Origin of the sequence: Methylobacterium sp. Leaf106 (assembly GCF_001422895.1) — a bacterium.
Classification (GTDB): domain Bacteria; phylum Pseudomonadota; class Alphaproteobacteria; order Rhizobiales; family Beijerinckiaceae; genus Methylobacterium; species Methylobacterium bullatum.
Genome location: NZ_LMNB01000033.1, coordinates 342,956 through 368,682 on the forward strand (window position 1 = coordinate 342,956; position 25,727 = coordinate 368,682).

At 67.6% G+C, this 25,727-nt stretch carries 25 protein-coding genes and 1 pseudogene; 12 read left to right on the forward strand and 14 right to left on the reverse strand.

What is annotated here, in order from left to right; translation table 11 throughout:
* Window positions 1-118: 118 nt before the first annotated feature.
* Window positions 119-2,146 carry a threonine--tRNA ligase gene (gene thrS / locus ASF34_RS19180; RefSeq protein ID WP_056163548.1) on the reverse strand — a complete coding sequence of 676 codons (2,028 nt, stop codon included), beginning with the start codon at window positions 2,144-2,146 and terminating at the stop codon, window positions 119-121.
* 350 nt (window positions 2,147-2,496) lie between these two features.
* Here thrS and ASF34_RS19185 point away from each other — a divergent pair, with 350 nt between their 5' ends.
* On the forward strand, window positions 2,497-3,858 hold the full coding sequence (locus ASF34_RS19185; protein WP_056163551.1) for a 2-hydroxycarboxylate transporter family protein: 1,362 nt from the start codon (window positions 2,497-2,499) through the stop codon (window positions 3,856-3,858).
* On the opposite strand, the gene ASF34_RS19190 is transcribed toward ASF34_RS19185, so the two are convergent.
* The 3 genes from ASF34_RS19190 to ASF34_RS19200 are packed head-to-tail and all read right to left on the reverse strand — an operon-like array spanning window position 3,845 to window position 5,136.
* Window positions 3,845-4,315: an OsmC family protein gene (locus tag ASF34_RS19190; RefSeq protein WP_056163555.1), complete on the reverse strand. Its 471-nt coding sequence runs from the start codon at window positions 4,313-4,315 to the stop codon at window positions 3,845-3,847. The genes ASF34_RS19185 and ASF34_RS19190 overlap by 14 nt on opposite strands.
* A 40-nt stretch (window positions 4,316-4,355) precedes the next feature.
* Window positions 4,356-4,688, reverse strand: coding sequence for a membrane protein insertion efficiency factor YidD (gene yidD / locus ASF34_RS19195; protein WP_056163558.1), 333 nt, complete (start codon window positions 4,686-4,688; stop codon window positions 4,356-4,358).
* 4 nt (window positions 4,689-4,692) lie between these two features.
* Window positions 4,693-5,136: an iron-sulfur cluster assembly scaffold protein gene (locus ASF34_RS19200; protein WP_027173118.1), complete on the reverse strand. Its 444-nt coding sequence runs from the start codon at window positions 5,134-5,136 to the stop codon at window positions 4,693-4,695.
* Window positions 5,137-5,367: 231 nt separating this feature from the next.
* Here ASF34_RS19200 and folE point away from each other — a divergent pair, with 231 nt between their 5' ends.
* Genes folE through ASF34_RS19215 form a run of 3 tightly spaced genes read left to right on the forward strand, consistent with a single transcriptional unit; the run spans window position 5,368 to window position 7,714 of the window.
* Window positions 5,368-6,195: a GTP cyclohydrolase I FolE gene (folE, locus tag ASF34_RS19205; RefSeq protein ID WP_026175978.1), complete on the forward strand. Its 828-nt coding sequence runs from the start codon at window positions 5,368-5,370 to the stop codon at window positions 6,193-6,195.
* A gap of 17 nt (window positions 6,196-6,212) precedes the next feature.
* The gene (gene hisI / locus ASF34_RS19210; protein WP_018044035.1) at window positions 6,213-6,653 is read left to right on the forward strand and encodes a phosphoribosyl-AMP cyclohydrolase; all 441 of its coding nucleotides are present in this window, start codon (window positions 6,213-6,215) and stop codon (window positions 6,651-6,653) included.
* Window positions 6,650-7,714 carry a patatin-like phospholipase family protein gene (locus ASF34_RS19215; RefSeq protein WP_018044036.1) on the forward strand — a complete coding sequence of 355 codons (1,065 nt, stop codon included), beginning with the start codon at window positions 6,650-6,652 and terminating at the stop codon, window positions 7,712-7,714. Before hisI ends, ASF34_RS19215 begins: the two co-directional genes overlap by 4 nt.
* A 28-nt stretch (window positions 7,715-7,742) precedes the next feature.
* Here the strand turns inward: ASF34_RS19215 and ASF34_RS19220 are convergent, their stop codons facing one another.
* Window positions 7,743-8,174: a CBS domain-containing protein gene (locus ASF34_RS19220; protein ID WP_026175981.1), complete on the reverse strand. Its 432-nt coding sequence runs from the start codon at window positions 8,172-8,174 to the stop codon at window positions 7,743-7,745.
* Between the two features lie 127 nt (window positions 8,175-8,301).
* Window positions 8,302-9,126, reverse strand: a complete 825-nt coding sequence (locus tag ASF34_RS19225) for a rhomboid family intramembrane serine protease (RefSeq protein ID WP_018044038.1) — start codon at window positions 9,124-9,126, stop codon at window positions 8,302-8,304.
* 317 nt (window positions 9,127-9,443) lie between these two features.
* On the opposite strand from ASF34_RS19225, the gene ASF34_RS19230 reads away from it, so the two are divergent.
* From ASF34_RS19230 to ASF34_RS19245, 4 genes are all read left to right on the forward strand, one after another.
* Window positions 9,444-10,061: a PAS domain-containing protein gene (locus ASF34_RS19230; protein WP_056163560.1), complete on the forward strand. Its 618-nt coding sequence runs from the start codon at window positions 9,444-9,446 to the stop codon at window positions 10,059-10,061.
* Window positions 10,062-10,173: 112 nt separating this feature from the next.
* Entirely contained in the window at window positions 10,174-10,800 is a 627-nt protein-coding gene (locus tag ASF34_RS19235) for a PilZ domain-containing protein (RefSeq protein ID WP_018044040.1), read from the forward strand.
* Window positions 10,801-11,220: 420 nt separating this feature from the next.
* Window positions 11,221-11,817, forward strand: a complete 597-nt coding sequence (locus tag ASF34_RS19240; protein WP_082494235.1) for a transglutaminase-like cysteine peptidase — start codon at window positions 11,221-11,223, stop codon at window positions 11,815-11,817.
* A gap of 153 nt (window positions 11,818-11,970) precedes the next feature.
* Window positions 11,971-12,654: a transglutaminase-like cysteine peptidase gene (locus tag ASF34_RS19245; RefSeq protein ID WP_018044043.1), complete on the forward strand. Its 684-nt coding sequence runs from the start codon at window positions 11,971-11,973 to the stop codon at window positions 12,652-12,654.
* A gap of 103 nt (window positions 12,655-12,757) precedes the next feature.
* Here ASF34_RS19245 and ASF34_RS19250 read toward each other — a convergent pair whose 3' ends face one another.
* The 8 genes from ASF34_RS19250 to ASF34_RS19285 all read right to left on the reverse strand — a co-directional run bounded on the left by ASF34_RS19250 (window position 12,758) and on the right by ASF34_RS19285 (window position 19,890).
* Window positions 12,758-13,084 (reverse strand): DUF6949 family protein, encoded by a 327-nt coding sequence (locus tag ASF34_RS19250; RefSeq protein WP_018044044.1) that lies wholly within the window; start codon window positions 13,082-13,084, stop codon window positions 12,758-12,760.
* Between the two features lie 184 nt (window positions 13,085-13,268).
* Window positions 13,269-13,481, reverse strand: a complete 213-nt coding sequence (locus ASF34_RS19255; protein ID WP_018044045.1) for a DUF3126 family protein — start codon at window positions 13,479-13,481, stop codon at window positions 13,269-13,271.
* A gap of 121 nt (window positions 13,482-13,602) precedes the next feature.
* A complete protein-coding gene (gene cysE, locus ASF34_RS19260) occupies window positions 13,603-14,463 on the reverse strand; it encodes a serine O-acetyltransferase (protein ID WP_018044046.1) in 861 nt (286 codons plus the stop codon).
* A 217-nt stretch (window positions 14,464-14,680) separates the two neighbouring features.
* Window positions 14,681-15,637 (reverse strand): helix-turn-helix transcriptional regulator, encoded by a 957-nt coding sequence (locus tag ASF34_RS19265; protein ID WP_081612664.1) that lies wholly within the window; start codon window positions 15,635-15,637, stop codon window positions 14,681-14,683.
* A 434-nt stretch (window positions 15,638-16,071) separates the two neighbouring features.
* Window positions 16,072-16,983: a transglycosylase SLT domain-containing protein gene (locus tag ASF34_RS19270; protein ID WP_018044048.1), complete on the reverse strand. Its 912-nt coding sequence runs from the start codon at window positions 16,981-16,983 to the stop codon at window positions 16,072-16,074.
* 227 nt (window positions 16,984-17,210) lie between these two features.
* Window positions 17,211-18,035, reverse strand: coding sequence for a Cof-type HAD-IIB family hydrolase (locus ASF34_RS19275; RefSeq protein WP_056163753.1), 825 nt, complete (start codon window positions 18,033-18,035; stop codon window positions 17,211-17,213).
* On the reverse strand, window positions 18,035-18,547 hold the full coding sequence (locus ASF34_RS19280) for a gluconokinase (RefSeq protein ID WP_056163756.1): 513 nt from the start codon (window positions 18,545-18,547) through the stop codon (window positions 18,035-18,037). Before ASF34_RS19280 ends, ASF34_RS19275 begins: the two co-directional genes overlap by 1 nt.
* Window positions 18,548-18,588: 41 nt before the next feature.
* A complete protein-coding gene (locus ASF34_RS19285; RefSeq protein WP_443136551.1) occupies window positions 18,589-19,890 on the reverse strand; it encodes an alpha/beta hydrolase in 1,302 nt (433 codons plus the stop codon).
* Between the two features lie 290 nt (window positions 19,891-20,180).
* Between ASF34_RS19285 and ASF34_RS19290 the strand changes: the two are divergent.
* The 4 genes and pseudogenes from ASF34_RS19290 (at window position 20,181) to ASF34_RS19305 (ending at window position 25,725) form a co-directional block, all read left to right on the forward strand.
* Window positions 20,181-21,279: pseudogene (locus ASF34_RS19290) on the forward strand (polysaccharide biosynthesis/export family protein).
* 277 nt (window positions 21,280-21,556) lie between these two features.
* Entirely contained in the window at window positions 21,557-22,648 is a 1,092-nt protein-coding gene (locus ASF34_RS19295) for a branched-chain amino acid ABC transporter substrate-binding protein (protein WP_018044054.1), read from the forward strand.
* A gap of 121 nt (window positions 22,649-22,769) precedes the next feature.
* A complete protein-coding gene (locus tag ASF34_RS19300; RefSeq protein WP_018044055.1) occupies window positions 22,770-23,867 on the forward strand; it encodes a TRAP transporter substrate-binding protein in 1,098 nt (365 codons plus the stop codon).
* 439 nt (window positions 23,868-24,306) lie between these two features.
* Window positions 24,307-25,725, forward strand: a complete 1,419-nt coding sequence (locus tag ASF34_RS19305) for a deoxyribodipyrimidine photo-lyase (RefSeq protein WP_056163562.1) — start codon at window positions 24,307-24,309, stop codon at window positions 25,723-25,725.
* The last annotated feature ends 2 nt before the right edge of the window (window positions 25,726-25,727 follow it).

Sequence of the window (25,727 nt, forward strand, 5' to 3'; positions counted from 1 at the left end):
CCCTCTCCCCGCGTGCGGGGAGAGGGAGTGCGCGCCTGCCTTTCGGAACAGAACCCGTAGGGCATAGTCTTCCGCCTTTCCCCGCATGCGAGGAGAGGCAGTGCTCACCGAGACTGCCTCAAGGCGTCGGGCTTTCCCCGTGCTGGCCGTCGAGCGCCACGTCGGCGCTGGGCACGCTCTCGTTCACGGCCTGCGCCCGGCGGATGTCCGGTGAGGTCGCTTCCGCGAGGAGGTCGGCGAGAGCCGTGTCGAGGGCGGCGGTGCGGGTCTGCTGGCTGCCGAGCCGCCGGATCGAGACGGTGCGCTCCTCGCCTTCCTTTCGGCCGACCACGAGCATGACCGGCACCTTGGCCAGGGAATGCTCGCGGACCTTGTAGTTGATCTTCTCGTTGCGCAGGTCCGACTCGACCCGGAGCCCGGCGCGGTTGAGCGCGGCCACCACCTCGCGGGCGTAGCCGTCGGCATCTTGCGTGATCGTCGCCACCACCACCTGAACCGGCGCGAGCCAGAGCGGGAAATGGCCGGCGAAATGCTCGATCAGGATGCCGGTGAAACGCTCCAGCGAGCCGCAGATCGCCCGGTGGACCATGACCGGAGCCTTCTTCTGGCTGTCGGCATCGACGTAGAACGCCCCGAAGCGCTCCGGCAGGTTGAAATCCACCTGGGTCGTGCCGCATTGCCAGTCGCGGCCGATGGCGTCGCGGAGCACGTATTCGAATTTCGGCCCGTAGAAGGCGCCCTCGCCCGGGCTGATCTCGGTCTTGATCCGGCCGCCCGACTGCTCCTCGATCTGCACCAGGACGCGGGTCATCACCTCCTCGGCATGGTCCCAGAGGGCATCCGAGCCAACCCGCTTCTCGGGCCGGGTCGAGAGCTTCACCACGATGTCGCCGAAGCCGAAATCGCTATAGGTCGAGAGGATCAGGTCGTTGATCTTGAGGCATTCGTCGGCGAGCTGGTCCTCGGTGCAGAAGACGTGGGCGTCGTCCTGGGTGAACCCGCGCACGCGCATCAGGCCGTGCATGGCGCCCGAGGCCTCGTAGCGGTGGACGATGCCGAACTCGGCCATGCGCAGGGGCAGGTCGCGGTAGGATTTCAGGCCGTGCTTGAAGATCATCACATGGCCGGGGCAGTTCATGGGTTTCAGCGCGAACCAGCGCTTGTCCTCGGCCTCGTCGCCCGCACTTTGCGCGGCGAACATGTTCTCCCGGTACCAGTCCCAGTGGCCGGAGGTCTCCCACAGCGACTTGTCGAGGATCTGCGGCGCGTTCACCTCGGCGTAGTCGCCCTTCAGGCGCCGGCGCATATAAGCGATGAGCTCCTGGAAGATAGTCCAGCCCTTGGCGTGCCAGAACACGACGCCCGGCCCCTCCTCCTGAAAGTGGAACAAGTCCATCTCGCGGCCGAGGCGGCGATGGTCGCGGCGCTCGGCCTCCTCCAGCCGGTGGAGATAGGCGTCGAGGTCTTCCTTCGTGGCCCAGGCGGTGCCGTAGATGCGGGTCAGCATCGGGTTGTTGGAATCGCCGCGCCAATAGGCGCCCGCCACCTTCATCAGCTTGAAGGCGGTGCCGACCTTGCCCGTGGAGGTCATGTGCGGGCCGCGGCACAGATCGAACCACTCGCCCTGGCGGTAGATGTTCAGGTCCTCGCCGGGCGGGATCGCGTCGACGAGTTCGACCTTGTATTGTTCGGCTTTCGACTCGAACAGCGCCCGCACGTCGTCGCGCTTCCACACCTCCTTGGTGAAGGGGGCGTCGCGGGCGATGAGCTCGCGCATCTTCGCCTCGATCTTGGGGAAGTCCTCGGGGGTGAACGGCTGGTCGCGGGCGAAGTCGTAGTAGAACCCGTTCTCGATCACCGGGCCGATGGTGACCTGGGTCTCCGGCCACAGGGATTGCACGGCCTCCGCCAGGACGTGGGCGCAATCGTGCCGGATCAGTTCGAGGCTGCGGGGGTCGGCGCGGTCGAGGAACTCGATGCGCACATCCGCCTCGATCAGGTCGTCGAGATCGCGGACCCGCCCGTCGAGGGCCATCGCCACGGTGCGCTTGGCGAGGCTCTTGGCGATGCCCTCGACCACGGTACGGCCGGTCACCGCGGCGTCGTAGCTGCGGGTGTTGCCGTCTGGGAATGTCAGGATGGGCATCGGATCGGGTCTCCTTGCGCTCACTCCTGCGAACGAGGCAGGTAAGCGGCTGGTGTTCGGATGGCGCGCGCTCGGCGCGAGGGGCGCGGTTTAGACCGTTTCGCAGGAGGAAGAAATCCGCGCGGGCCATCGACCGGCCTTTTACGGGCTCTCGCGGACGTGAACGCACTTCCGAGACGATCCGGGTCGGTTGATACAAGCTGCGATTGACAAGCTTCCGGCCCCATCCGCCCATTCACGCATCACGGAACCGGGATGGCCGGCAGCGGGCGGATGCTCGTGCCGGTTCGCCGAGAAGGTCCGATCAATCAGGCCGGCCCGACAGGCGACCGGCCGAAGGGAGAGTATCGATGGCGAATCCAGCTTCCGCCGCTGCCGCCGAGCCCGTCCCGGCGGCGGAGACGCCCGCGCGCCGGTTCTGGCCGCAGGGCTGGTGGCGGATCGTCGATATCAAGATCGGCATCATTCCCCTGCCGGTCTATCTCATCCTCGTCGCCCTCCTCGCCGTCCTGACCTCGGAGGGCGAGATCAAGGCCGATGCGCCGACGATGATCGCGGTGCTGGCGCTCGGCGGCTTCACCTGCGCCGAGATCGGCAAGCGGCTGCCGGTCCTGAAGAACATCGGGGCGGGCGCGATCTTCGCGACCTTCATTCCCTCGGCCCTGGTCTATTACATGCTGATCCCGACGCCGCTGGTGAAGGCGATCACGGATTTCACCAAGTTCACCAACTTCCTCTACCTGTACATCGCCACGATCATCGTCGGCAGCATCCTGGGCATGGACCGGGAGGTGCTGATCAAGGGCTTCCTGAAGATCTTCGTACCCCTGGCGGTCGGCTCCGTGGCGGCGGCCTGCGTGGGCACGCTGGTCGGCACCCTGCTCGGCCTCGGCGCCTATCACACCTTCTTCTTCATCGTCGTGCCGATCATGGCCGGCGGCGTCGGCGAGGGGGCGATCCCGCTTTCCATCGGCTACGCCGCCATCCTCGGCCAGGGCCAGGGCGACGTGTTCGCTCAGGTGCTGCCTCCCGTCATGCTCGGCAGCCTGACGGCGATCGTGCTGGCCGGCACCCTCAATGCCGTGGGCAAGCGGATGCCGCATCTCACCGGCGAGGGCCGGCTCCAGCCGGACCGGGACAACGACGTCACCGCCGCCAAGGTCGAGGACGCGCCCGTGGATGCGGCAACGGTGGGAGCGGCCGCGCTCACCGCCGTGACGCTCTACCTCCTCGGCGTGATGATGCACCACCTCACCGGGCTCCCCGCTCCCGTGGCGATGCTGTTCCTCGCCGTGCTCGCCAAGCTCGCCAGCGCCGTCTCGCCACGCCTCCAGGCCGGCGGCTTCGTCGCCTACAAGTTCGTCCAGATCAGCATGACCTATCCGCTGCTCTTCGCCATCGGCGTGTCGATGACCCCCTGGGACAAGCTGGTGGCGGCGTTCACGCTGGCGAACCTCATCACCATCGTCTCGACGGTGGTGACGCTGATGGCCACCGGCTTCCTGGTGGGACGCCGCCTCGGCATGTACCCGATCGAGACCGCCATCGTGAATGCCTGCCATAGCGGCCAGGGCGGCACCGGGGACGTGGCGATCCTCACCGCCGCCAACCGCATGGCGTTGATGCCCTTCGCCCAGATCGCCACCCGCATCGGCGGCGCGCTGACGGTGACGGGGACGCTGGTGGTGATGCGCTGGGTCAGCGGGGGCTGAGGGGAGCGGCCACGACGACCTCCGTTCTCACCGAATTCGCGATGAAGCACTCCTCATGCGCGGCCCCGTGGAGCGCCGCGAGCCGTTCCGGATCCGGCGCGGCGCCGGCCCAGTCGATGTCCGGGCGGAGCGTGACCCGCGTCACCGCACGACGTCCGGGCCTCGTCTCCTCCAGCACGCCCTCGGCATGGTCCCGATAGGCGGTGACGCCGAATCCGGCGAGGCGCGCGAGATGGAGGAAGGTCAGCATGTGGCAGCTCGACAGCGCCGCGACCAGCATCTCCTCCGGGTCGACGGCCTCGCGAGCGGCCCATTTCCCGACCACGTGCGCCGATGCGGTGCCGGCGAGCGTCACGCCGCCATCGAACGTCACTGTGTGCCCCCGGCCGTAACGCCCGGCGGCGAAATCCTCCCCGGGCTTCAGGGCCCAGGCGACATCCGCGATATGGGTCGACATGCAGTGTTTCTTCCGTCGCATCGCCGGTGATGGGGCAACGCTACCCTCCCCTGCGCTCGTCCTCTACCGCCTCGCACGCAAACGGCGATGGCGGCGCGTTCACCCCGCGCCAGCGCCCATAGGTCCAGGGGGCGTACCAGGCCGAGCGCGGCGGCAGGGTCTCGGGCACGATATCGATGCCATGCGTGCCGAACGGGCCGCAGCGGCAGATGCGCGAGAACCCGATCCAGCCGCCCGGCCACAATCCGTGCCGGCGGATCGCCTCATCGGTGTAGTCCGAACAGGACGGCCAGTGCCGGCATTGCCGGCCGATCAGGCTCGACAGGGTGAGCTGGTAGCCCCGGATCGCCCAATGGGCCGCGCGGCGGACCATGGCTCTATTCGGCGGCCTGGGCCTTGGCGGCGACCTGATCGAGGGCATTCACCACGGCATCGAAGGTGAGGAGGGTCGAGGCGTGGCGCGCCTTGAAATCCCGCACCGGCTCGAGAACGGCGAGGTCGGCCCACTCGCCCTGCGGCGCCGGCCCGTTCTCCTTGAGCATGCGCCGCACCGTATCGCGCACCTCCCGCAACTCGTCCGCCTTTGCGCCGACCACGTGGCGGGCCATGAGCGAGGATGACGCCTGGCCCAGGGCGCAGGCCTTCACCTCATGGGCGAAGTCCGTCACCGTGCCGTCCTTGACCGAGAGATCGACGGTGACGGTGGAGCCGCAGAGCTTGGAATGGGCGGTGGCGCTGGCATCCGGTGCGTCGAGCCGGCCGAGACGCGGGATGTCGGCGGCGAGTTCGAGGATGCGGCGGTTGTAGATATCGTCGAGCATATGCGAGGTCCCGTCGGGGCGCCGGCAGCGAGCCGGCTTCCGATCACGATGGTCTGATCCGCATTCCCCGCATTGCGCGGCGGCGCGATAACGACGATATAGGCGCCAGCGTACCGTTTCGCGAGGAGGCGGTTCGTCGACCAGGGTCGCGCCCACGGCCAAGGAAATTCTCATCGTTCGGGCGCCGGCCTGCGGCAACGCGGCTGAAAACGCGACCGAGATGGTTCGACGATGTACGCAAAACCAGATAGTTCGACGATGAACGCACGGGTCGCCCGTGCGGGAGATGCCATGGATGCCGCGCTCAAATCCCTTTCCTACCGGCTGACCGAGACGGATCATCAGGGAATGGACCCGACTGCCAAGGCTGTGCCCGCGCCCCTGAACGGGATGCGCAACGACAATTCCCGCCCCGTGGAGGCTCCCGCCGAGGTCGCCCCCCTGCCCGCTTCGGCCAAGCGCGTGCCCGATGCCGTGGCCACCGGCCGCCCGAGCCGGGAGGAGGCCGAGGCCGCCGTGCGCACCCTGCTGCGCTGGGCCGGTGACGACCCGAGTCGCGAAGGCCTCAAGGACACGCCCGCCCGTGTGGCGAAGGCCTACGGCCAGCTCTTCGGCGGCTACGAGCAGGATGCCGATGCCCTGCTCGAGCGCGTGTTCGAAGAGGTCGAGGGCTATTCCGACATCGTCCTCGTGCGCGACATCCCGTTCTATTCCCATTGCGAGCACCACATGGTGCCGTTCATGGGCCTCGCCCATATCGCCTATTACCCCACCAAGGGCGTGGTCGGCCTGTCGAAGCTCGCCCGTGTGGTGGACACCTTCGCCCGCCGCCTGCAGACGCAGGAGACCATGACGGCCCAGATCGCCGACGTGATCGAGAGCATCCTGAAGCCGCGCGGCATCGCCGTGATGGTGGAGGCCGAGCATCTCTGCATGGCCATGCGCGGCGTGCAGAAGGCCGGCGTCTCCACCCTGACCACGCAGTTCCGCGGCGTGTTCAAGGACGATGCCAACGAGCAGGTCCGGTTCCTGACCCTCGTCCGCAACAACAAGAACTGACGCGGACATTCCACGCGATGACGGTGAGCCAAGCTTCCGCCGCGCCCGGTGGGTTCTCCCTGCCCGGTTCGCGCAAGGATGTGGAGGAAGGCGGAACGCTGACTCCGCGCTTCGACGCGAACGGTCTCGTCGCCTGCATCGCCGTCGATGCCCATGACGGCCGGGTCCTGATGCTCGCCCACATGAACGCCGAATCCCTGCGGCTCACCCTGGAGACCGGCGAGGCCTGGTACTGGTCGCGCTCGCGGAGCGAGCTCTGGCACAAGGGCGCCACGAGCGGACAGGTCCAGCGTGTCGTCGAGATGCGGGTCGATTGCGACCAGGACGCGCTCCTGATCTCGGTGGAGGTCGGGGGCGATGGCGGATGTTGCCATACCGGGCGACGCTCCTGCTTCTACCGCGCCGTCTCCCTCGATCCGGTTTCCGGCGAGGCCCTCCTCGGACCCGCCGGGCCGTGACCTGGGATGGGCTGTCCTTTCGCGGGGTCGCCCTCTACCGCCAGGGCATGCTGTCCACCCTGTCGCAGAAGCCGGTCTTTCCACGGGGCAGTGTCGAGCCCGTGGCCGAACAGCCGCCGCCGCGACCGCGAATCGGTCTGGCACTGGGCGGCGGTTCCGCGCGCGGATGGGCGCATATTGGCGTCATCGAGGTGCTGGAAGAAGCCGGCATCCACCCCGACATGGTGGCCGGCTGCTCCATCGGTGCCGTCGTGGGGGGCTGCTACGCCGCCGGCAAACTCGATCTGCTCAAGGATTTCGCCCTGTCGCTGACGCGGCGGCGGGTCATGGGGCTCCTGGACCTGCGCCTGGGGTCTGGCCTCATCGCCGGCGAGCGGTTGAAGCGCCGCCTCGAAGGCGACCTCGGCACGCGGCGGGTGGAGAACCTGCCGATCCGCTTCGCCAGCGTCGCGACGGATCTCGGCTCGGGCGACGAGGTCTGGCTGACCCGTGGCTCCCTGGTGGAGGCGATCCGGGCGTCCTACGCCCTCCCCGGCCTGTTTCCCCCGGTGCGCCTCGACGGGCGCCTGATGATGGACGGAACACTGGTCAATCCGGTGCCGGTCAAGCTCGCGCGCGGGCTCGGGGCCGAACTGGTGATCTGCGTGAACCTCAACGGCGATCCGCGGGCCGAGCCCGGCCTGGTGATCGGGCCTGACGGCGACGGGGCCGCCTCGCCGGCCCTGCCCCTCACCACGTCGCGCCGGGGATGGAACCTGCTGAACCGCATGCGCGGCACCGGTCGGCGCGGGCCGGCGCAACGCCCTGCCCCGCCCCGCGAGCCCGGCCCTCCCGGCATGGGGCGGGTGATGTTCGACGCGTTCAACATCACCCAGGACCGGATTTCGAGGGCAAGGCTGGAGCGGGACCCGCCGGATCTCATGCTGTCTCCGCGCCTCGCGGAGATGGGCTTGTTCGAGTTCCACCGCGCCGAAGAGGCGATCCTCCTCGGGCGGGAAGCGGCCAAGGCCGCCCTGCCGCGCATCAGGGAACTCGTGGCCCTGGCGGCCGAACGGGTCTGAGACCCCAGCTGGCGCGATCGACGCCGCTTCAGGCCATGGTGATGTAGTCGCGCATGGCCTGATGCTCCGCCTCCACGGCGGCGATCCGGCGCTTGACCACGTCACCGATGGAGACGAGGCCGGCGAGCCGTCCATCCTCGACCACCGGCACGTGGCGGAAGCGCCCGTCGGTCATCAGCTGCATGACCTCCTCGACGGTGCTCGACCGGGTGCAGGTGGTCACCGACGCCGTCATGTGCTGCGAGATCGGCGCATCGAACGCCCCAGCCCCCTGCCGCGACAGGGCCCGGATGATGTCCCGCTCGGACAGGATGCCGAGGACCGCACCCTCGTCATTGCTCACGACTATGGCGCCGATCCGCTTCTCGGCGAGAAGATGGATGGCGTCGTCCAGGGTCCGGTTCGGCTCCACAGTGACGACTGAGCCGCCCTTCTCGGAAAGGATGCGTGCGACGGTCATGACCATGATCTCCCATAGGCTGTTACGCGGGCCGGGTTGATCCCGACGCATCACGGAATTGTGTGACGTCATCTCTGACGTGACAACCCACGGGACCGCCCTTCCGATGCCGAAACATGCGGGAAAATTACGCTTTTGCGCCTCTTGATCGGTCAAACATCGGAAAGAGGAAAAATCCTGCCAGGAACCCGCCCAGATGGGCGTCCCACGCCACGGTCGAGGATTCCGCGCCCAGCGGCAGCGAGATGATCCCGAACACGAAGTTGGTGACGAGCCAGATGCCGAGGAACATCACCGCCGTGCGGTTGCGCAGGAGTTCGGGGATGGTCTGAAGCGGCGGATGCGCCACGCGCTGCCACGGCTGGCCGGCAAGGAAGGATGGCGGCGGCTGGAACACGAAGCGCGCGGCGGCGGCCATCAGCGCCGAGACAGCGGCCGAGGCACCGATCAGCGGGGCGGTGCTCAACGGGTCGATCGCCACGTGGAGGACGCCTCCCGCAACCGCGCCGACGAGCCCGAGGAGGCCATAGCGCCAGGGGCCGCATCGCCGCGCCACGGGGGAGCCGAAGGCGGCGAGCCAGACCACGTTGAAGATCACATGCGTCCACGAGCCGTGCAGCAACGCATAGGTGGCGAAGGTCCAGAGGCTCGCCGAAGGGTTGGCCACCACGTACTGGGCGAAAGCCGCACGGGCCTGGTTCACGTCCGTGTCGCCCAAGGCCGAGGGGGCGGCCGACAGAATCTCCGCGACCCGATCCGGGTCCACCGAGGCGAGCCAGCGACCCGGGATCAGGGCCAGGTCCAGGAGAAGCCTGATGTCCCATTCGTCCGGCAGGACGAAGTCCCGTAGGGCATGGAGGCCGAGCAGGAGGGCGATCGATGCCGTCACCGCGCCGGGCATGTTGAAGACGGGGACGCGGTTTTGGCGCGGCAGATCGGGCATGGCATCCATGGCGTCACCATGTCGGCGCGGATGCTGCCGCCGCAAGCCCTCGGTCCATGCAAATTCAGGCGAGCGGCGCGCGATTTGGGCGAAGCGCCGACCCTACCCGAACGCTCCGACCCTGCTGGACATCGCCGCGATGGCTGCCCGGCGGCAGAGTGAGCCTGGCGCGTTAACCCTAATCAAAGCTTAAGCGAGCGTGCCGCCTTGGACGGGCATAAGGTGTGCGCAGGCTTGTTAACCGAACCGTCCGCTGTGTCCAGCGCTGCGCGGATCGGGCCGATTTCGAACAGGTCCCCCCGGGGGCCGTGCCACGACGGGACACCATGAAGCATCCGACCAGCCGTATGCTCTACCATTACTGGGACCAGCTTCGTGGTACGCGGGCCGCGCCCGAGAGGAGCGAGATCGAGCCCGGCGAGATCCGCAACCTCCTGTCCGAGAGCCTCATTCTGGAGCTCGACATGGCGCGCTCCGTCGCGACGGTCAGGCTTGCGGGAACCCGCGTCTGCGCGTTGTTCGGGCGTGAATTGCGCGGCAGCGCCTTCGCCGCCATCTGGGGCGAGGGGCAGGCCGATCCCTGGCGTCTCGTGGAGACGGTGGCGGTCGATACGGTGGGGATCGTCGCGGGTCTGCGCGGGATGACGCAGCGGGACGAGCAGATCGACCTCGAACTCCTGCTCCTTCCCCTGCGCCACCGTGGGCAGACCCAGGTCCGCCTGCTCGGAGCGCTCAGCCCCAAGGTGGTTCCGCAATGGCTGGGGCTGCGCCCCGTGGAACGGCTCGAATCCGTGTCCCTGCGCGTCCTCGATCCGACTTACGACGTCATCGACCTCGCCAGGAGCGACGCCGCGGCAAATCTCAGGAACCTGCCGCAACCCGCCAATGACAGCCTGCCGGTGCGTCGCGGCCACCTGATGGTGCATCCCGGCGGGCGGGCCTGATCGGCTTTTGACGGACGGTGCGTGGGACGCGTCTATCCCGGCAAAGATTTTCGTAACCAAGAGACCTGTACGATTGTGCTGACGACGATCCAACCCGAGTGCGGATTCCGCGATGATCGAGGCTCTCGCGCAGACTGAAGCGAAGCCGGTTCGCTTGCTGCGGCCGTCGGATCTGCGTCGTCATCAGCGGGTCAAGGTCGCCCTCCTCGGCCGTTACATGCTGGCCGACCGCCGCGAATTTCCCTGCCAGACCGTCGACATGTCACCGGGCGGCGTCCGCCTGACCTGCGCGGTACTGGGAGAACTCGACGAGCGCGTCGTGCTGTATCTCGAGAGTATCGGCCGCATCGAGGGGACCATCGCCCGGTTCCCCAGCGGCGGCATCGCGGTTCGCCTGAACGCGACTCAACGCAAGCGCGACAAGATCGCATCCCAGCTCACCTGGATCTCCAACCGCGAGGCCCTCGGCCTGCCCGAAGGGCGCAACCACGAGCGTCTCACGCCCCAGGAAACCGGGGTGACGGTGAAGCTCGAGGGCGGGCGCGAGGTCGCCGCCCGTATCATCGACGTCTCCCTGTCCGGCGTCGCCCTCTCGACCCAGGCGCAGCCACCGATTGGAACAAGCGTCATGGTGGGGCGGACGCCGGGTCGCGTGGTGCGCTACTTCGAGGGCGGCATCGGCGTGGGTTTCATGCTCCCGATCTCGCCCGACCTGTTCCATGAGGGCCTGACGCTCTGAGAGCGTCCCCCCGCCTCGCCTCGGCTTGAGAGTGCCGCCTCTTCGGGTTCTGCCGACAGTTCGGTCGTCCTGGCGTCGGCGAGATACGGTCCAACAGGTCGGAGCCTCCCGGCTCGGGATGGCCGTGCCGGCTTTCCTCGTCGTTCGTTCCGACATCCACGGCGCCCGGGCAAGGTGGGGATGAGATCCTCGCCGATCGCATCCGCCTCGTCATGGTTACGGTTTACCTGCCGCGATCGCGCCAATGCGAGTCCTTGGTTCAGCCGCCGGTTGGCTTTGTCTGCCAGCGGCCCGGCTTCGAGGTCGGATCGATAAAATTGCGCCGATCCGTTTCAGCGCAGCACAGGAAGCGTGGCGGCATCGTGGTCCTCGTTGGACGAGGTGGTCGCGATGGCACGGACGAAAACATTCTTGCTGGGGATGCTCGCGGCGCTGGCGATGTTCGGCGCCGGGGCGTCACAGGCCCAGACCATGGCCGCCCTGCCCTCGCCCTCGCAATCCGCCGATGTTCTCGGTGCCGCCCGCCCCATCGTCGGCTGGGTGTCGTTTTGCCAGCGTTACCCGGCCGAATGCGCCATCGACGCGAATGAGCCGCTCCGTATCGCCCTCACCCCCGCCACCTGGAGCCTGATCGTCTCGGTCAACCGTCGGGTGAATACCGGTCTGCGCGCCGTCACCGATGCGGAGCATTGGGGCGAAGCCGACCGCTGGGACCTCGCCGAGGACGGAATGGGAGATTGCGAGGATTTCCAGCTCGTCAAGCGCAAGCGCCTCGCCGATGCCGGCCTGTCCCGCCGCGCCATGCGGATGACCGTGGTCATCGACGAGAAGGGCGAGGGCCATGCCGTGTTGACGCTCCTGACCGACCGTGGCGAATTTATCCTCGACAACAAGACCAGCGAGATCCTGCCCTGGTATCGGACCGGTTACGTCTTCATCAAACGCGAGAGCCAGGATTCCGTGGCCTGGGTGTCCCTGGGCGGCGTCATGTCTCCGGTGACCACCGCGAACCGCTGAACCGGATTCTCCGGGGTTGCCGGAAAACATCACAATTCTGCCCTGGAACTCCCGAGCCAGTGGGAAGTTAATTCCGGTTTAACTTTTGGATTGAGCCCCGGCTCCGGGCGTGCCAGTTTCTTGCCTTCGGCAACGAATGGCAGGGCGACCGGAATGCGGCACGCGATTCTGCGAGGCGTCGACGGCGGAAGCTTCTCGGGAAGCGGGCTGTTGAGACGGGTCGGCCGTGCGGCCAGGGTGTCCCTGGTGGGCTCCATCCTGCTCCTCGGCGGGGCCGCCACGCAAGCGCGCCCGGTCGCCGCCCTCCCCGATGCGCCGGCCGTGAACGAGAATGGCGGCGCCCGGCCGGTGGCGGCCTGGAACGGGTTCTGCGCCAAATACCCCGCCGAATGCATCGTCGACACGTCACAGCCAGCGATCATCGCCCTCAACCCGGCGATCTGGCGCACGCTCACCAGCGTCAACCGCCGCGTCAACGCACGTATCCATCCGATCACCGACATGGCCCATTGGGGCGTCGTCGACCGGTGGGACTTTCCCGATGACGGTTTCGGCGATTGCGAGGATTTCCAGCTTCTCAAGCGCAGGATGCTGGTGGAGCGCGGCCTCCCCCGTCGTGCCCTACGGATGACCGTCGTCATCGACGATATCGGCGAAGGCCATGCGGTCCTGATGGTCCGCACCGACAAGGGCGATCTCATCCTCGACAACAAGACCACCGCGATCCTGTCCGCGCCCCGCACCGGCTACACCTACGTCAAGCGTGAGGGCCAGGACAGCATGGCCTGGGTCTCGCTCAACGGCGTCGCCTCGCCGGTGGCCACTGCCAACCGCTGATCGATCGTGGCCTCGATCCGCCCTTCGCTGGTCCTGACCCGGACGGACGAAACGCGAGGCTCGGCGACGTCTCGCATCGAGCCGCTGGCGCGGCTCGTTCCGCTCAACCGGTGATCATGTGGGCGAGATCGAGGGCGATCCGGCCCGAGAGCAGGCTCCAGCCGCAGGCGATGATCGTCGCGATCATGACGAAGGGGATCGGACGGCCCTCGATCCGGCGACCGCGGACGGTGTTGCGCAGGATGATGAAGGGAGCACCGAAGGCCAGGATCGGCAGAGCCGCCACCGCCCCGACACCGCCGCGTTCCAGCAGGCTGAAGCTCGCGCGGCGGTCGGAGACGAGCTCGAAGGCGCTGGCGAGGAGGCCCGACAAGGCGAGACCGACACACAGGGTCCGAATCGATTCGATGGCGGAGGGGCTGATGTCCATGGCGCGCTCGACCGTTGACGACGGATTGAGCACGCACTCTGCCAGAGCGTTTACGAGTTGTTAAGGATTTCCCGGCGTCAGGATTGGCCGACGCACAAGGAGAACTACGCGCATTCCGGCGTCATGCGGATCGCGGCTCCGGAGAGCCCGCGATCGAGGTGCGAGGCCTCTCGGCCGGGCAGCTTCAGTCTTCGAGATCGATGTCGAGGATCGCCATGGCGAAGTTGAACGAGCGATCGCCGTCCTCGTCGTCGACGGAGACCACACCGAGGAACTCTTCGCCGATATAGACTTCGGCCGAATCATCCTTCTTGGGGCGGGCCACGAGGCGGATATTCGTGTTGGCGAACGTCCGGCGCATAAAATCCTGGACCTTCGCGATGTCGGTCTTGTTCACGCTTTCGCCTCTTGCTTCGTCGGTGGTCGGTGGAGGCGGGACCGGTTCGAGCGGTCCAGCGCCTCGGGATGGGCACCGCTTGCCATGCCGCTTCGCGCCGGGCAAGCGCGGGCGGACGGGTTCAGATGCCTTCGGCCATGTGGATGAACTGGTCGATATTGACGAACTGGTCCATGGCGCGGGCCGGTTCGGCGCAGCCGGCGGTGCCGACCACGCGGGCGGGCACGCCCACCACCGTGGTATGGGCCGGAACCGGGCGCAGGACCACGGAGCCTGCGGCAACGCGGGCATACTCGCCCACTTCGATGTTGCCCAGGATCTTGGCACCGGCACCGATCATGACGCCGCGACGGATCTTGGGGTGGCGGTCGCTGCCCTGCTTACCGGTGCCGCCGAGGGTGACGGCATGCAGGATCGAGACGTCGTCCTCGATGACGGCGGTGGAGCCGACGACGACGCCGGTGGCGTGATCGAGGAAGATGCCACGCCCGATGCGGGCGGCCGGATGAATGTCGGTCTGAAAGACCTCGGACGAGCGACTCTGCAGGTAGAGCGCGAGGTCGCGGCGGCCGCTGGTCCAGTACCAGTGCGCGAGACGATGGGCCTGGATGGCGTGGAAGCCCTTGAAGTACAGGACGGGTTCGATGGCCCGCGCCGCCGCGGGGTCGCGATCCAGCACGGCCCCGATATCGGCGCGGAAGCTGTCACCGATGCGTGGATCGGCGGCGATGGCCTCGTGGAAGCCATGCGCCACGAGTTCCGCCGGCAGCGAGGGATGGCCGAGACGCGCGGCGACGCGGTGGGACACGGCGGCTTCGAGCGTCGCCTGGTTGAGGATGGTCGCCACGATGAACGAGGCGAGTTGAGGCTCCTCGCGAACCACGGCTTCGGCCTCGCCGCGCAGGCGCGACCAGACCGGATCGACGGTCCCGGCGATGGATTCGTGTCCGATCGCGGGATTCGAGAGTGGGCTGGCGGACATGGACTCCTCCGCAATGCGGAATCTGAGGCGAACGGCGCGGCCCGGACGGCTGGATCCCCTCGTCCAGGCGCGGACGGCCTTGCCGGGAACCGATACGGGAGCACACTCTCCCCCGAGGTCAAGGGCGGACGGAGCACTCCGTTCCCTCGGGCTCTCCCCATAGCGTGGGGAAAGGCATCCCCGGTATCAAGGGGTTCCCGCCCGTACCGAAGGCCGGTCAGGCACTGCGCCGGTAATCCGCCGATCCGAAACGCGCGTCGATCACGGCGGCGAGCCGGTCGATCATCTCTTCCAAGGCGACGTCGGATGTGTCCACCACCGCCGGGGCACGGGCATAGAGTGGCTCGCGGCTGAGCAGCACGGCGCGCAGCTCCTGCATGGCCGAGGCATGATCCCCCGTGGTGGCGAGTTTTCCCTGGTCGCGCACGCGCTGCATGTGCTCCTCGGGCTTGGCCCGAAGCCAGACCGTGAAGAAGGCCTGGAGGAGGAGGTCGTATGTCAGGGGCTCGGCGACGATGCCTCCGCTCGTGGCGAGGATCATCGGGCCGGGATGTTCGGTCAGCCGCCGCAGGGCAGCCTGTTCGAGGCGGCGATACCCCTCCTGGCCATAGATCGCGAAGATTTCCTTCACGGACAGCGCGTTCTCGCGCTCGATCTCGGCGTTGAGCTCGATGAAGGTCCAGCCCAGGCGTTCGGCCACCCGGCGGCCGAGGGTCGATTTCCCCGCTCCGCGCAGGCCGACCAGGGCCACCCGCGGCATCGGGGTCTCGCCGTTGGCCGTGGCGTGGCCGGACAGGATGCCCTTCGCCAGCGTGATCTGTTCCGCCGATGCCGTTGCGAGGAGATCGCGGATCACGTGCCAGTCCGGCGGGGTGTCCTGCACGGTGATCATGTCGTCGAGCCGCACGCCCATCGCATCCGCCACACGGCGCAGCAGGATGATCGAGACGTTGCCCTGCCCGCTCTCGAGCTGGGCGATGTAGCGCTCCGACAGCCCCGAGGTTTGGGAGAGGAGTTTTCGTGAAAGGCCACGCACCGTCCGCGCGTGCCTGACACGCCGACCGAGTTCGGCCAGGAAAATCGATTCTTGTTCAGCCGCGCCGGCCATGCCGTCGTCCGTCTTCCGTGTTCGCGTCCCGGACCTGACCGTCCCGGAGGCTGATGACCTCACCATATCCCGCCACGCGATCCTCACTCGGCACGAAGATCGTGCTGGCGAGATCGATTGCAGCGGGCTCCCGAGCGCCGGTCGCGGTCCTTTGTTCCGTGGTCGTTCGACCAAGATCAGGCTCGCGACTACGCTTCACTATCGTCGGCGTTGGGCTTGATGTCCAAGACTTGCACTTCGCGCTTCACGTTGGAAGCCCGATCTTGCAAGACCGTGGTCTCTGAATGCCGCACTGCACCATGTGATGTGGGCTTGCGTCATACGCAAGCGAAACATGTGTTGGCTTTGCCGCAATCAGCGTGGCCGAGGGAGCTTTTGCGTGGCGTGGTTTCGAAAAACGATATTCGCTTGTCTGGGTCTGAGACACACAGCTGGTTCGGGTGGGGAGGATCGACCGGCCCGGTGAGGCGATGCGTCGGGGGCAGAGAACCCTTGGGAACCTACTGGCTCGGCGGAAGAGCCGAGGCTTCCATGATCGTACCGGGGGTCGGCGCCTTCTTGGCCACGATCGGCCGTCCGACTGAGGCGAGGACGATGGCCGATGGCCGACGCGGCGGCAGCGGCACTTCCACTTTCTCCGTCACGGAGAATTCGGCGGCGGCCGTAACGGCGGCGGGCTGCGGCATTGCCGGATTGACCGACAGGGCGGCCAAAGCCGTGGCCTGGGGGGTAATGGCCGGCGCATGGGCGGGGCCGATCTCCGCCACGGCGGGCGCGAGGCCGGACAAGGCGGCCGGGCGGCGCGGCGGCAGCGGGACTTCCACCAGCTCGGTCGGCACGGGCGGAGTGGTCAGGCTCGGAGCATAGGCCAGGGCCGTTCCGGCAGCGGTGACGTTCGCATCGGGCTGCGCCTTGCGCTGCGTGCCGAAGCCACGGGTGAACACGTCGCTGAAGGCCGCGCTCGATTGCGGCGAGGCGGCCGTGGTGTCCTCGAGACCGGCGACCAGGGTGCCCTGGCGTTTTCCGGCGTAGTAATAGCCCCGGTTGTAATACGTATAGGCTTGGTGGGTGTTGCCCTTGGCGGTGCGATAGGCGCCGGCGAGATAGGCAATGCCATAGCGGAGATTGATCTTTGGATCGTAGAGACCGGCCGCATCCCCGCGATATCCCATGCCGCGTGCGGTCGCATGCTTGATCTGCATCAGGCCGAGGGCGCTGCCGCCCTTCGCGTTGGGATTGTAGTTGCTTTCCCGCTTGACGACTTGGTGGACGAAGCTCGCCGGGACGCCGTTTGCCTTTGCCTGCTCCTCGATCAGCGCATCGATGTTGTCGCGGGCCGGGGTTCCCTGGCCGAGAACGGGACCCGGCAGGACGGCCGCAACCACGGCGAGGAGCAGAAGGCGCTGATTCATTCGGAAACCCGGTGGCGTCGTTCTTGATCTGACGCTCAGGGTCGAGGCCAATTGAGGCCGGAAGGCGGCTCCATCGCCATGATTGCGGGGAAGCGGAGCCGTTTCTCCGCGTGCTGTGGCGCACATGGCACAGGCGCGGAACGCGAGCCCGCGCGTCGCCCCGAAAGATTCGCGAACGATGCCAAGGAGCTGGGCTGTACGGGACGAGGATCGGCGGAGTTTGCCCGTCAACGCGTCAAGAGAAATTCATCCACCGCATTTGCGAACCCGTCGTCGTCATTTCCCGACGTGACCGCCGACGCGGCCCGTTTCACGGCCTCCGTCGCATTGCCCATGGCCACCGAGAACCCGCTGCGCGCGAACATCGCCACGTCGTTGGCGGCGTCGCCCAGGGTCGCGATCCGCGCGCGGGGAATCCCGAGGCGATGGGCGATCTCGTCGACGAACGTCCCCTTGCCCCGCCCGTACGGCGTCACGTCGAGATAATAGGCCTGCGAGCGATGGACGTCGGCGCCGTGTCCCAGCGCCTCGGCGACCCGGCTCTCACATGCGGCCAGATGATCGGTATCGGCGCTGACGCCGACGATCTTCGATGCGCCCGCGAGGAGGGGGCCGAGATCCTCGACACGGGTGGGCTCGGCCTGGAGGGTCCGGCGTTCGAGATCGGTGTAGGGCCCATGGGGGTCGCGCAGGTTCCACTGCCCCCGCGCGAAAACCCAGATATCGAGACCGAACCCGTCGAGGAGCCGCACGGCCTGCCGGGCCGTCTCTTCCGGGATGAGATGTTCGGCGAGGATGTGCCCGTCCGGGGCGAGCAGGGTGCTGCCGTTGAAGGCGCCGATCGGATGACGCAGGCCGAGGTCGGCGATCAGAGACGTGAGCCCCATCGGCGGCCGGGCGGACGCGATGGTGAAGCCGATACCGGCCGCATCGAGCCGCCGGACCGCATCCCGGCTGCGCTGTGTCAGGCTCTTGTCGGAGGTGACGAGGGTTCCGTCCACGTCGGAGATCACGAAGGCGATCGTCCGGTCGCCGGAGGGAGGGTCCGCCATCATGCTGTGTCCTGTCTGACGGGATCGTCGGGCCGCAAACCCGATCGGTCCAGGATCGTTGCCACGATGGCCTCCGCGCTGCCGACGATCGGCACCGCCAGCGCCCCCTCCTCCGGACGCGGCGGTTCGAGCGTGGCGAATTGGCTGTCGAGGAGGGCGGCCGGCATGAAGTGGCCGGTCCGGCGGGCGATGCGGGCCGCGATCAGGTCGCGGTCGCCGTCGAGATAGACGATGCGAATGCCCGCCCGGCCCTGGATGAGCGCATCGCGATAGGCCTGCTTGAGGGCCGAGCACGCGAGAACGCCCGGTTTGCCGGTCTCGAGGCGGGTGCCGATCCAGGCCGCCATCGCCGCCAGCCAGGGGGCGCGGTCGGCATCGTCGAGGGCGTGGCCGGACCGCATCCTGGCCACGTGTTCCGGGCTGTGGAAAGCGTCGCCATCGACGAAATCCCACCCGAGGCGCTCGGCCAGCAAGCCGGCGATCGTGCTCTTGCCCGAGCCCGAGACGCCCATCACGATGATGATTCGGGGCAGCCCCGTCTCCGGTTCCGCGCTCAAGGCCCGGTCGCCGTGGCGGTGCCGATCCGGGGTCCGGTCACCCGCTCCCCCAGGCGCTGTGGACCGAGCGCCATGGCGAAGAAATCGTACTCGCCGCGACGATCGTTGGCGAAGAGAAACTGGAAATGCATCCGGAACGGCCGCCATCGCACCTTGAGGTAGGTCTCCGGGTCGATGATCTCACGGAACTTGGCCGAGCGCACCAGCGGGTTGCGCGGGGGGCGGCCGCCGAGGTCGAGGGGGAGGCGCTCCACCGGATCGAAATCGGGAAAGTTCATCCAGTCCTGGGGAGCATAATAATCGACCCAGACGATCCGCTCCGAGACGACGAGGCTCGCGATGTCCGATTGCACCCGGCGCGCCTCCTTCTGCAATGCTACGATGGGCAGGCCCGAGCCGAGGGTCAGCAAGGAGAAGGCCGTCGTTCCCGTGCCGATCACCGGATCGGCGGCGAGCACGCGGGCGGCGACTTCCACCGCCGTGAGCGCGCCGGTCGAATGGCCGAGGATGAGCACTTCGTCGAGTTCGGTGCCCTCCGCCCGGAATGCCGCGAGGCGGTCCACCACCAGGGCGGCGAAGGCGTCGACGCGGGTTTCGTAGTCGCGCCGCCAGCCCTGGCCATGCTGCCAGTTGAAGACCCAGTCGTTGAGCAATTGCCAGAAGAACGCGCGTTCAAGCAGGACATCGAGGGACTTGATCCAGACGAGGCCGGCCGCGAGGCCCAGCGGCACCGTCACCCAGGCCGGCCATTGCAGGCTGTGCCCGAATCCGTCGCCCAGATGTGCATGGATCTGATGCGCGATCAGGCCGCTCACGAGGGTGAGGAGAAGGATGAGGCCGAGCGGATAGAGGATGACGTTGCCGTATTTCCAGTTCAGCCGGTAGAACTTGACCGCCATGCCCGAGACGATGGCCTGGAGGCTGCCGGCGAACAGCAAGAGGACGCTGACGATGCGCCAGCGGGCGAAGTCCTTGAGCACGATGTCGTCCCAGAGCAGGACGTCGTAGCTCGTCTCCGCTCCGCCGACCTCCGGTTCGGCGGCCACGGTCCAGCGCTGGGAAAGCCCGTCCGCGCCCATGACCGCGCGTCCGGGGCGGCGCTTGGGCTCACCGAACCTCTTGGCATGGAGCGTCAGTTCCCGCACGAACAGCATGCGGTAGCGGGTGCGCCCTTCCGGATCGTAGCCCGGCACATAGAAGACGTGCCGGCGCCGCACCGGGCCTCGTGCGGCGTCATCGTGGGTCCGTGTGGCGCGCGCGCCGAGAGGGCGGTCGGGGATCGTGTCAGACAAAGGCATCCTGCTCGGCTGTCCTCGCAGGTGCCCCCTGCTCGTAAGTCGGGAAATTCGCATGCCGATCCGCCCAGCGTCGAGCGATTTCGGCAGCAAGACGAGGCGGATGCGGCCAATTAGCCCCGTACGTCGTCCGTTGCGGAGCCACGACGGCAAGTCCAGAAGGCCGGCATGTGGGTATCGGGGACGATCCGTTGCACGCGTCCCGACGGGACGGCACTGTGTCCAACCCGCCACGGACAGTGACAAGGCTTTGGTTTAGGCAGCGGATGAGAGAAACCGACAGGCGAAACTGCATGCGCACTCTGCCTATCGTCCTTATCACCACGCTTTCGGTGTCGGGATGCGGCGCCTTCCTGCCCGCCGCCGGTCCGTCGACCTCGGCCGTCGTCGACGGCGCGGATCAGGCGACGAGCGAAGGAACCTTCGCCCGCTACGAATTCATCGACATGAACTCCGCCGTGGTCGAGGCCCTGCGCGGGCGCTCCCTCGATAGCCTGTTCGCATCCTTCGGCGATCGTCGCGCTCCGGCCGAATCCGTGATCGGCGTCGGCGACGCCGTCTCCGTTTCGGTGTTCGAAGCCGGTTCGGGCGGCCTGTTCTCCGGCCCGCTCACGGTCAATTCGTTCTCCGCCGGCTCGAAGGCGGCACAGCTGCCCGAGCAGATCGTCTCGCGCGACGGCGCGATCTCGGTGCCCTATGCCGGCCGGATCAAAGTCGCGGGGCGCCGTGCCCAGGACGTCCAGGCGCTGATCGAGACCGAGCTCGCCGGCAAGGCGATCCAGCGCCCGCGTCCCGCTCGGCACCCAGGGCGATCGCATTCTCGACGTCATCGCCACCGCGGGCGGGGTCAAGACGCCCGTCAACGAGACCTTCGTGCGCCTGTCGCGGGGCGGCACGACGGCGACGGTTCCGCTGACCACCGTGGTGTCGAACCCCAAAGAGAACATCTACCTGCGCCCCAACGACAACCTCACCCTGGTGCGCGATCCCCAGACCTTCCTGGCGGTGGGCGCGCTGGGGCAGGCGACCGAAATCCCGTTCCAGGCCGAGGGCATCACCCTGGCGCAGGCACTGGCCAAGGCGCGCGGTCAGCGCGATGCCGATGCCGACCCGACCGGGACCTTCATCTTCCGCTTCGAGCCGGCGGCGGTGGTCCGTCGCCTGAAGCCGGGAAGCCCCCTCCTCGGAACGCCGCTCGTCCCCGTGGTCTACCGGGTCGACATGCGCGACCCGAACAGCCTGTTCCTCACCCAGGCCTTCCGCATGCGCAACCGCGACATGATCTACGTCTCGAATGCGCCGTTCACCGAGATCAAGAAGGTCCTGTCCGTCTTCGCCGCCGCGTCTCAGCCGATCACGACCGGCGTCCGCGTGGGCAGCGCGTTTGACTGAAGCCGTCCCGATCCTCACGGATCGGGATAGGCCCTTCGATGGAGCCGCCGGGTCGGGCCGAAGGGCCGGGGTACTTGCGTTCTCGCTGGCCTTGCCGCACGGCATCCGCGATGCCACGAGGGCCTGGGGGCACTCGCGGGGCTCGCTTGTCTTTCAGTGGGCCGGACGGGCGTTGGGGCGGGGCGACATGAGGATGAGACGGGTGGCCCGCTTCTTCGGGCCGGCGAGCGGGGGCGTTCGGAGGTCCCTGCCGGGGCGGACGGGCGGCGCGCCGAGCATGCTCGCTTCCGGGTTCCTGATCGTCCTCTCCGTCGTTTCCTCCGCCCGAGCCGATGTCACGGTCGGCGTGGCGGTGCCGCAATCGGGCGCGTATGTCGCCGTCGGCGAGCAGGTCCTTCGCGGGGTCCGCGCCGCCGTGCGGGACGCCAACGCCAAGGGCGGCCTCGCCGGCCAGACCATCCAGCTCGATGTCCAGGACGATGCCTGCGATTCCAACAAGGCCGTGGCGGTGGCCAAGCACTACGCCCTGAGCGACGTGCGCCTCGTCGTCGGCCATGTCTGTTCCAACGCCTCGCTCGCCGCCTCGGAAGTCTATGCCGCCAACGGCATGACCATGGTCACCGCGGCGTCCGTCGCCGCCAAGCTCACCGATCGCGGCCTGGCGAACGTGTTCCGGGTCTGCGGGCGCGACGACGATCAGGCCAAGCTCTCGGCCACGGTGCTGGCCGAGCGCTTCCGCGACAAGAAGATCGCCATCCTCAACGACCAGAGCCCCGGCTCCCGGGCGCTCGCCGCCGCCACCAAGGACAATCTCAACCGGATCGGCATCAACGAAGCCCTGGCGACCGCCTTCGTCGCCAGCGACGCGGATGATGCGGCTCTCGCCGACCGGCTGAAGGAGGCGGGGATCGCGGTGGCCTATTATGGCGGGGACGCCCAGGAGATGGGCCGCCTCGTGCGGATCTCGGCCGAGCGGGGCTTCCGGCCGCAATGGTTCGGCACCTCCGCCATCGCCACGCAGGATTTCGCCACCGCGGCGGGACCGGCCAGCAACGGCGTGCTGATGACCTTCTATCTCGATCCGCGCCGCAAGCCGGAGGCGGCCGCCGTGGTCCAGGCGCTCAAGGCGCAGGGCGGCGACGTGGAGGGCTCGACGATCTATGGCTACGCCGCTCTCCAGGCCCTGGTGGAGGCGGGGAACTTCGCCCGCAGCACGGATGCGCGCCGCATCGCCTCCGCCCTGCACACGGAGCGGTTCGATCTCGTCCTCGGTTCGGTCGGCTTCGACGGCAAGGGCGACGTCACCGCACAGGGCTACGTGCTCTATGTCTGGAAGGACGGGACCTTCACCTACGCGCCTCCTCCCTGACGGAAACCGGCCAGCGAAGCGGAAACGACGGCGCGCGAAGGAATATCGGATCGATTTGCCTCCTGCCCCGTTCGTGAACGGACCGAGAGACGGGGGAAGCGAGTTTTTGAAGCGAGTTGTCATGGCCTCACACCCAGCGCGCCGCAGCCTGCTCGCCGCCGGATTGGGCGGTGCCGCCGCCCTGTCGATGGGGGCGGCCAGAGCCGAGACGATGCCCGAGACGCGCTGGCGGCTGGCCTCCCACTACCCGAAATCCCTCGATGTCCTGTTCGGTGCGCCGGAGACGCTCGCGCGTCTCGTGGCCGAGGCGACGGATGGTCGTTTCCAGATCCAGGTGCTTCCGCCGGGCGAGCCGGTGCCGGCCGAGGGCGTGATCGACGCGGTGTCGGCCGCGACGGTGGAGATGGGACATGCGCCGGCCACCCTCGGCAGCGGCAAGGACCCGACCTTCGCTCTCGCCTCCGCCCTTCCCTTCGGCCTCAATGCCCGCGGCCAGAATGCATGGTGGCTCCAGGGCGGCGCGGCCGACCTGTTCGCGGAGGTCTTCGCCAAGCACGGTCTCGTGAGCCTTCCCGGCGGCAATACCGGTGCCCAGATGGGCGGCTGGTTCCGCCGCGAGGTGAAGAGCGCCGCCGACCTCCAGGGCATGAAGATCCGCATCGCGGGTCTCGGTGGTCAGGTTCTGGCGAAGTTCGGCGCGGTGCCCCAGACGACGCCCGGGCCGGAGATCTATGCCGGCCTCGAATCGAAGGCCCTCGATGCGGCCGAATGGATCGGCCCCTACGACGACGAAAAGCTCGGATTGCAGAAGGTGGCGCCGACCTACCATTACCCCGGATTCTGGGAGGGCAGCGCGATGCTGCATTTCTGGATCGGCGCCGAGGCGTGGAAGGCCCTGCCGAAGGTCTATCGCGCGATCCTGCAGGCCGCAGCCACGCAGGCCCATGCCGAGGTCCTGGCGAAATACGATGCGCGCAACCCCCGCGCCCTGCGCCGTCTGGTGGCCGCCGGTGCACAGCTGCGGCCCTTCCCCCAGGACGTCATGGAGACGGCCCTGAAGCATTCCAACGATGTCCATGCCGAGATCTCGGCCAAGAACGCCGATTTCAAGCGCATCTACGAGGCGATGAAGACGTTCCGGAACGAGGAATACCTCTGGTTCCAGGTGGCGGAATACACCTACGACAATTTCATGATCCGAGCGCGCGCTCGGGGATGAGCACTGCGTGGCCGACGGGTGATGAAGGGCTGCGGACAGAAAAAAGGCCGCTCCGAAGAGCGGCCCGAAGTCTAGGGAGGAAACGCCCAAGAAGGGCAGCAGGACCGCGACGCCATCGCGTTCCCGCAATGCACAATCTGATCGTCCCGCACGGAATTGCAAGGTCGTTCGTGCAACGGCGCCATGCGTTTTCGTGTGAGGCCGCACTTCCTAATTCTTATGTGTCGAAAATGTCGCGGGGCAAGGTCAGATCAGTCTTTCCTCACCCCGTCGCCTCCGGAGGCAATGACCGCGATGGGAGACGCCCCATCTGCATTGCCCGCGCGATTGCGAATTCTAGTGCAGCCGTCTCCCTGACGGCCAGCTTGCGAGATTGATAATTCCTGATTCCCGCCTGGCGGGGGCATAAACTTCGACGGTGGCGGGGCGGTCTCACACGATGGCGATACAGGCGAGGCGGGTTCGGGAACTGAACGACTTCGAACCGGATGCGGACGGATCCTACGTCCTCTATCTGCTGCAGCAGGCGAACAGGGCCCATTTCAACCCGGCGCTCGAACTGGCCATCGAGGAGGCCAACCGGCTCGGCCTTCCCGTCGTCGCCTGCTTCGGACTTCTCGACGGGGCCAACGGGTTTCCCGAAGCCAATGCGCGCCACTACGCCTTCCTGCTGCAGGGACTCGCCGACGCGAAGGCAGGGCTGGAGGCGCGCGGCATCCATTTCGTGATGCGCAAGGCCTCGCCGGCCGAGATCGCTATCGACCTCTCGGCCAAGGCGGCCCTCCTCGTCCTCGACCGGGGCTACCTCGCGATCCAGAAGCGCTGGTACGGGGAGATCGTGGAGGCGGTGAAGACCCGCGTCGTCCAGGTGGAGGGAGACGTGGTGGTTCCGGTGGAGGCCGCCTCCCCGAAGCACGAATACGCGGCCCGTACCCTTCGTCCCAAGATCCTGAAGCTCCTCGACGAGTATGTGGAGGAGCTCAAACCCCGTGCCGTGAAGCACAAGGCCGGGCGCGGCCTGCCGAAGAGCGAGATCGACGTCTCGGACCCCGAGGACGTGCTGGCGGGGATGAGCCTCGACCGCGAGGTCGCCCCGGTGACGCGCTTCACCGGTGGCGAGACGGAAGCGCGCCGGCGCCTCAAGGCCTATCTCGCCGGGCCGTTCCGCTCTTATGGCAGCGACCGCAACCGGCCCGAAGCGGGGGCCGCCTCGCATATGAGCCCCTACCTGCATTTCGGGCAGATCTCGCCGGTGGAGATCGCCCTGGCGGTACGGGCCTCGAAGGCGGGGGCGTCGGAGGACAAGGCCTCCTATCTCGAGGAACTCGTGGTGCGGCGGGAACTCGCCATGAACCATGTGAACTACACGGAGCGCTACGACAGTTTCGAGCACGCGGTGCCGGATTGGGCGCGCAAGGCCCTGGCCGAACACGCCGATGACGAGCGGCCCACGCTCTACACCGAGGCCGAGCTCGCCGAGGGCAAGACCCACGACGAATACTGGAACGCCGCCCAGGCCGAGATGCGGGTGACCGGCTACATGCACAACCACCTGCGCATGTACTGGGGCAAGAAGATCCTCGAATGGTCCCCTAGCGCGGAGGAAGGGTTCCAGCGCACCCTGCGCCTCAACAACCGCTACTTCCTCGACGGGCGCGACGCCAATTCCTTCACCAACGTCGCCTGGGTCTACGGCTTGCACGACCGTCCCTGGGCGCGCCGTCCGATCTTCGGAACGGTACGCTACCAGAGCGAGAACTCGCTCCGGAAGTTCGACGCCAAAGCCTATCTCAAGACCGTCCGCGAACTCTGCCAAGCCGAGGAGAAGGCGGGACGGACAACGGGCAAGAAGAGCTGAGG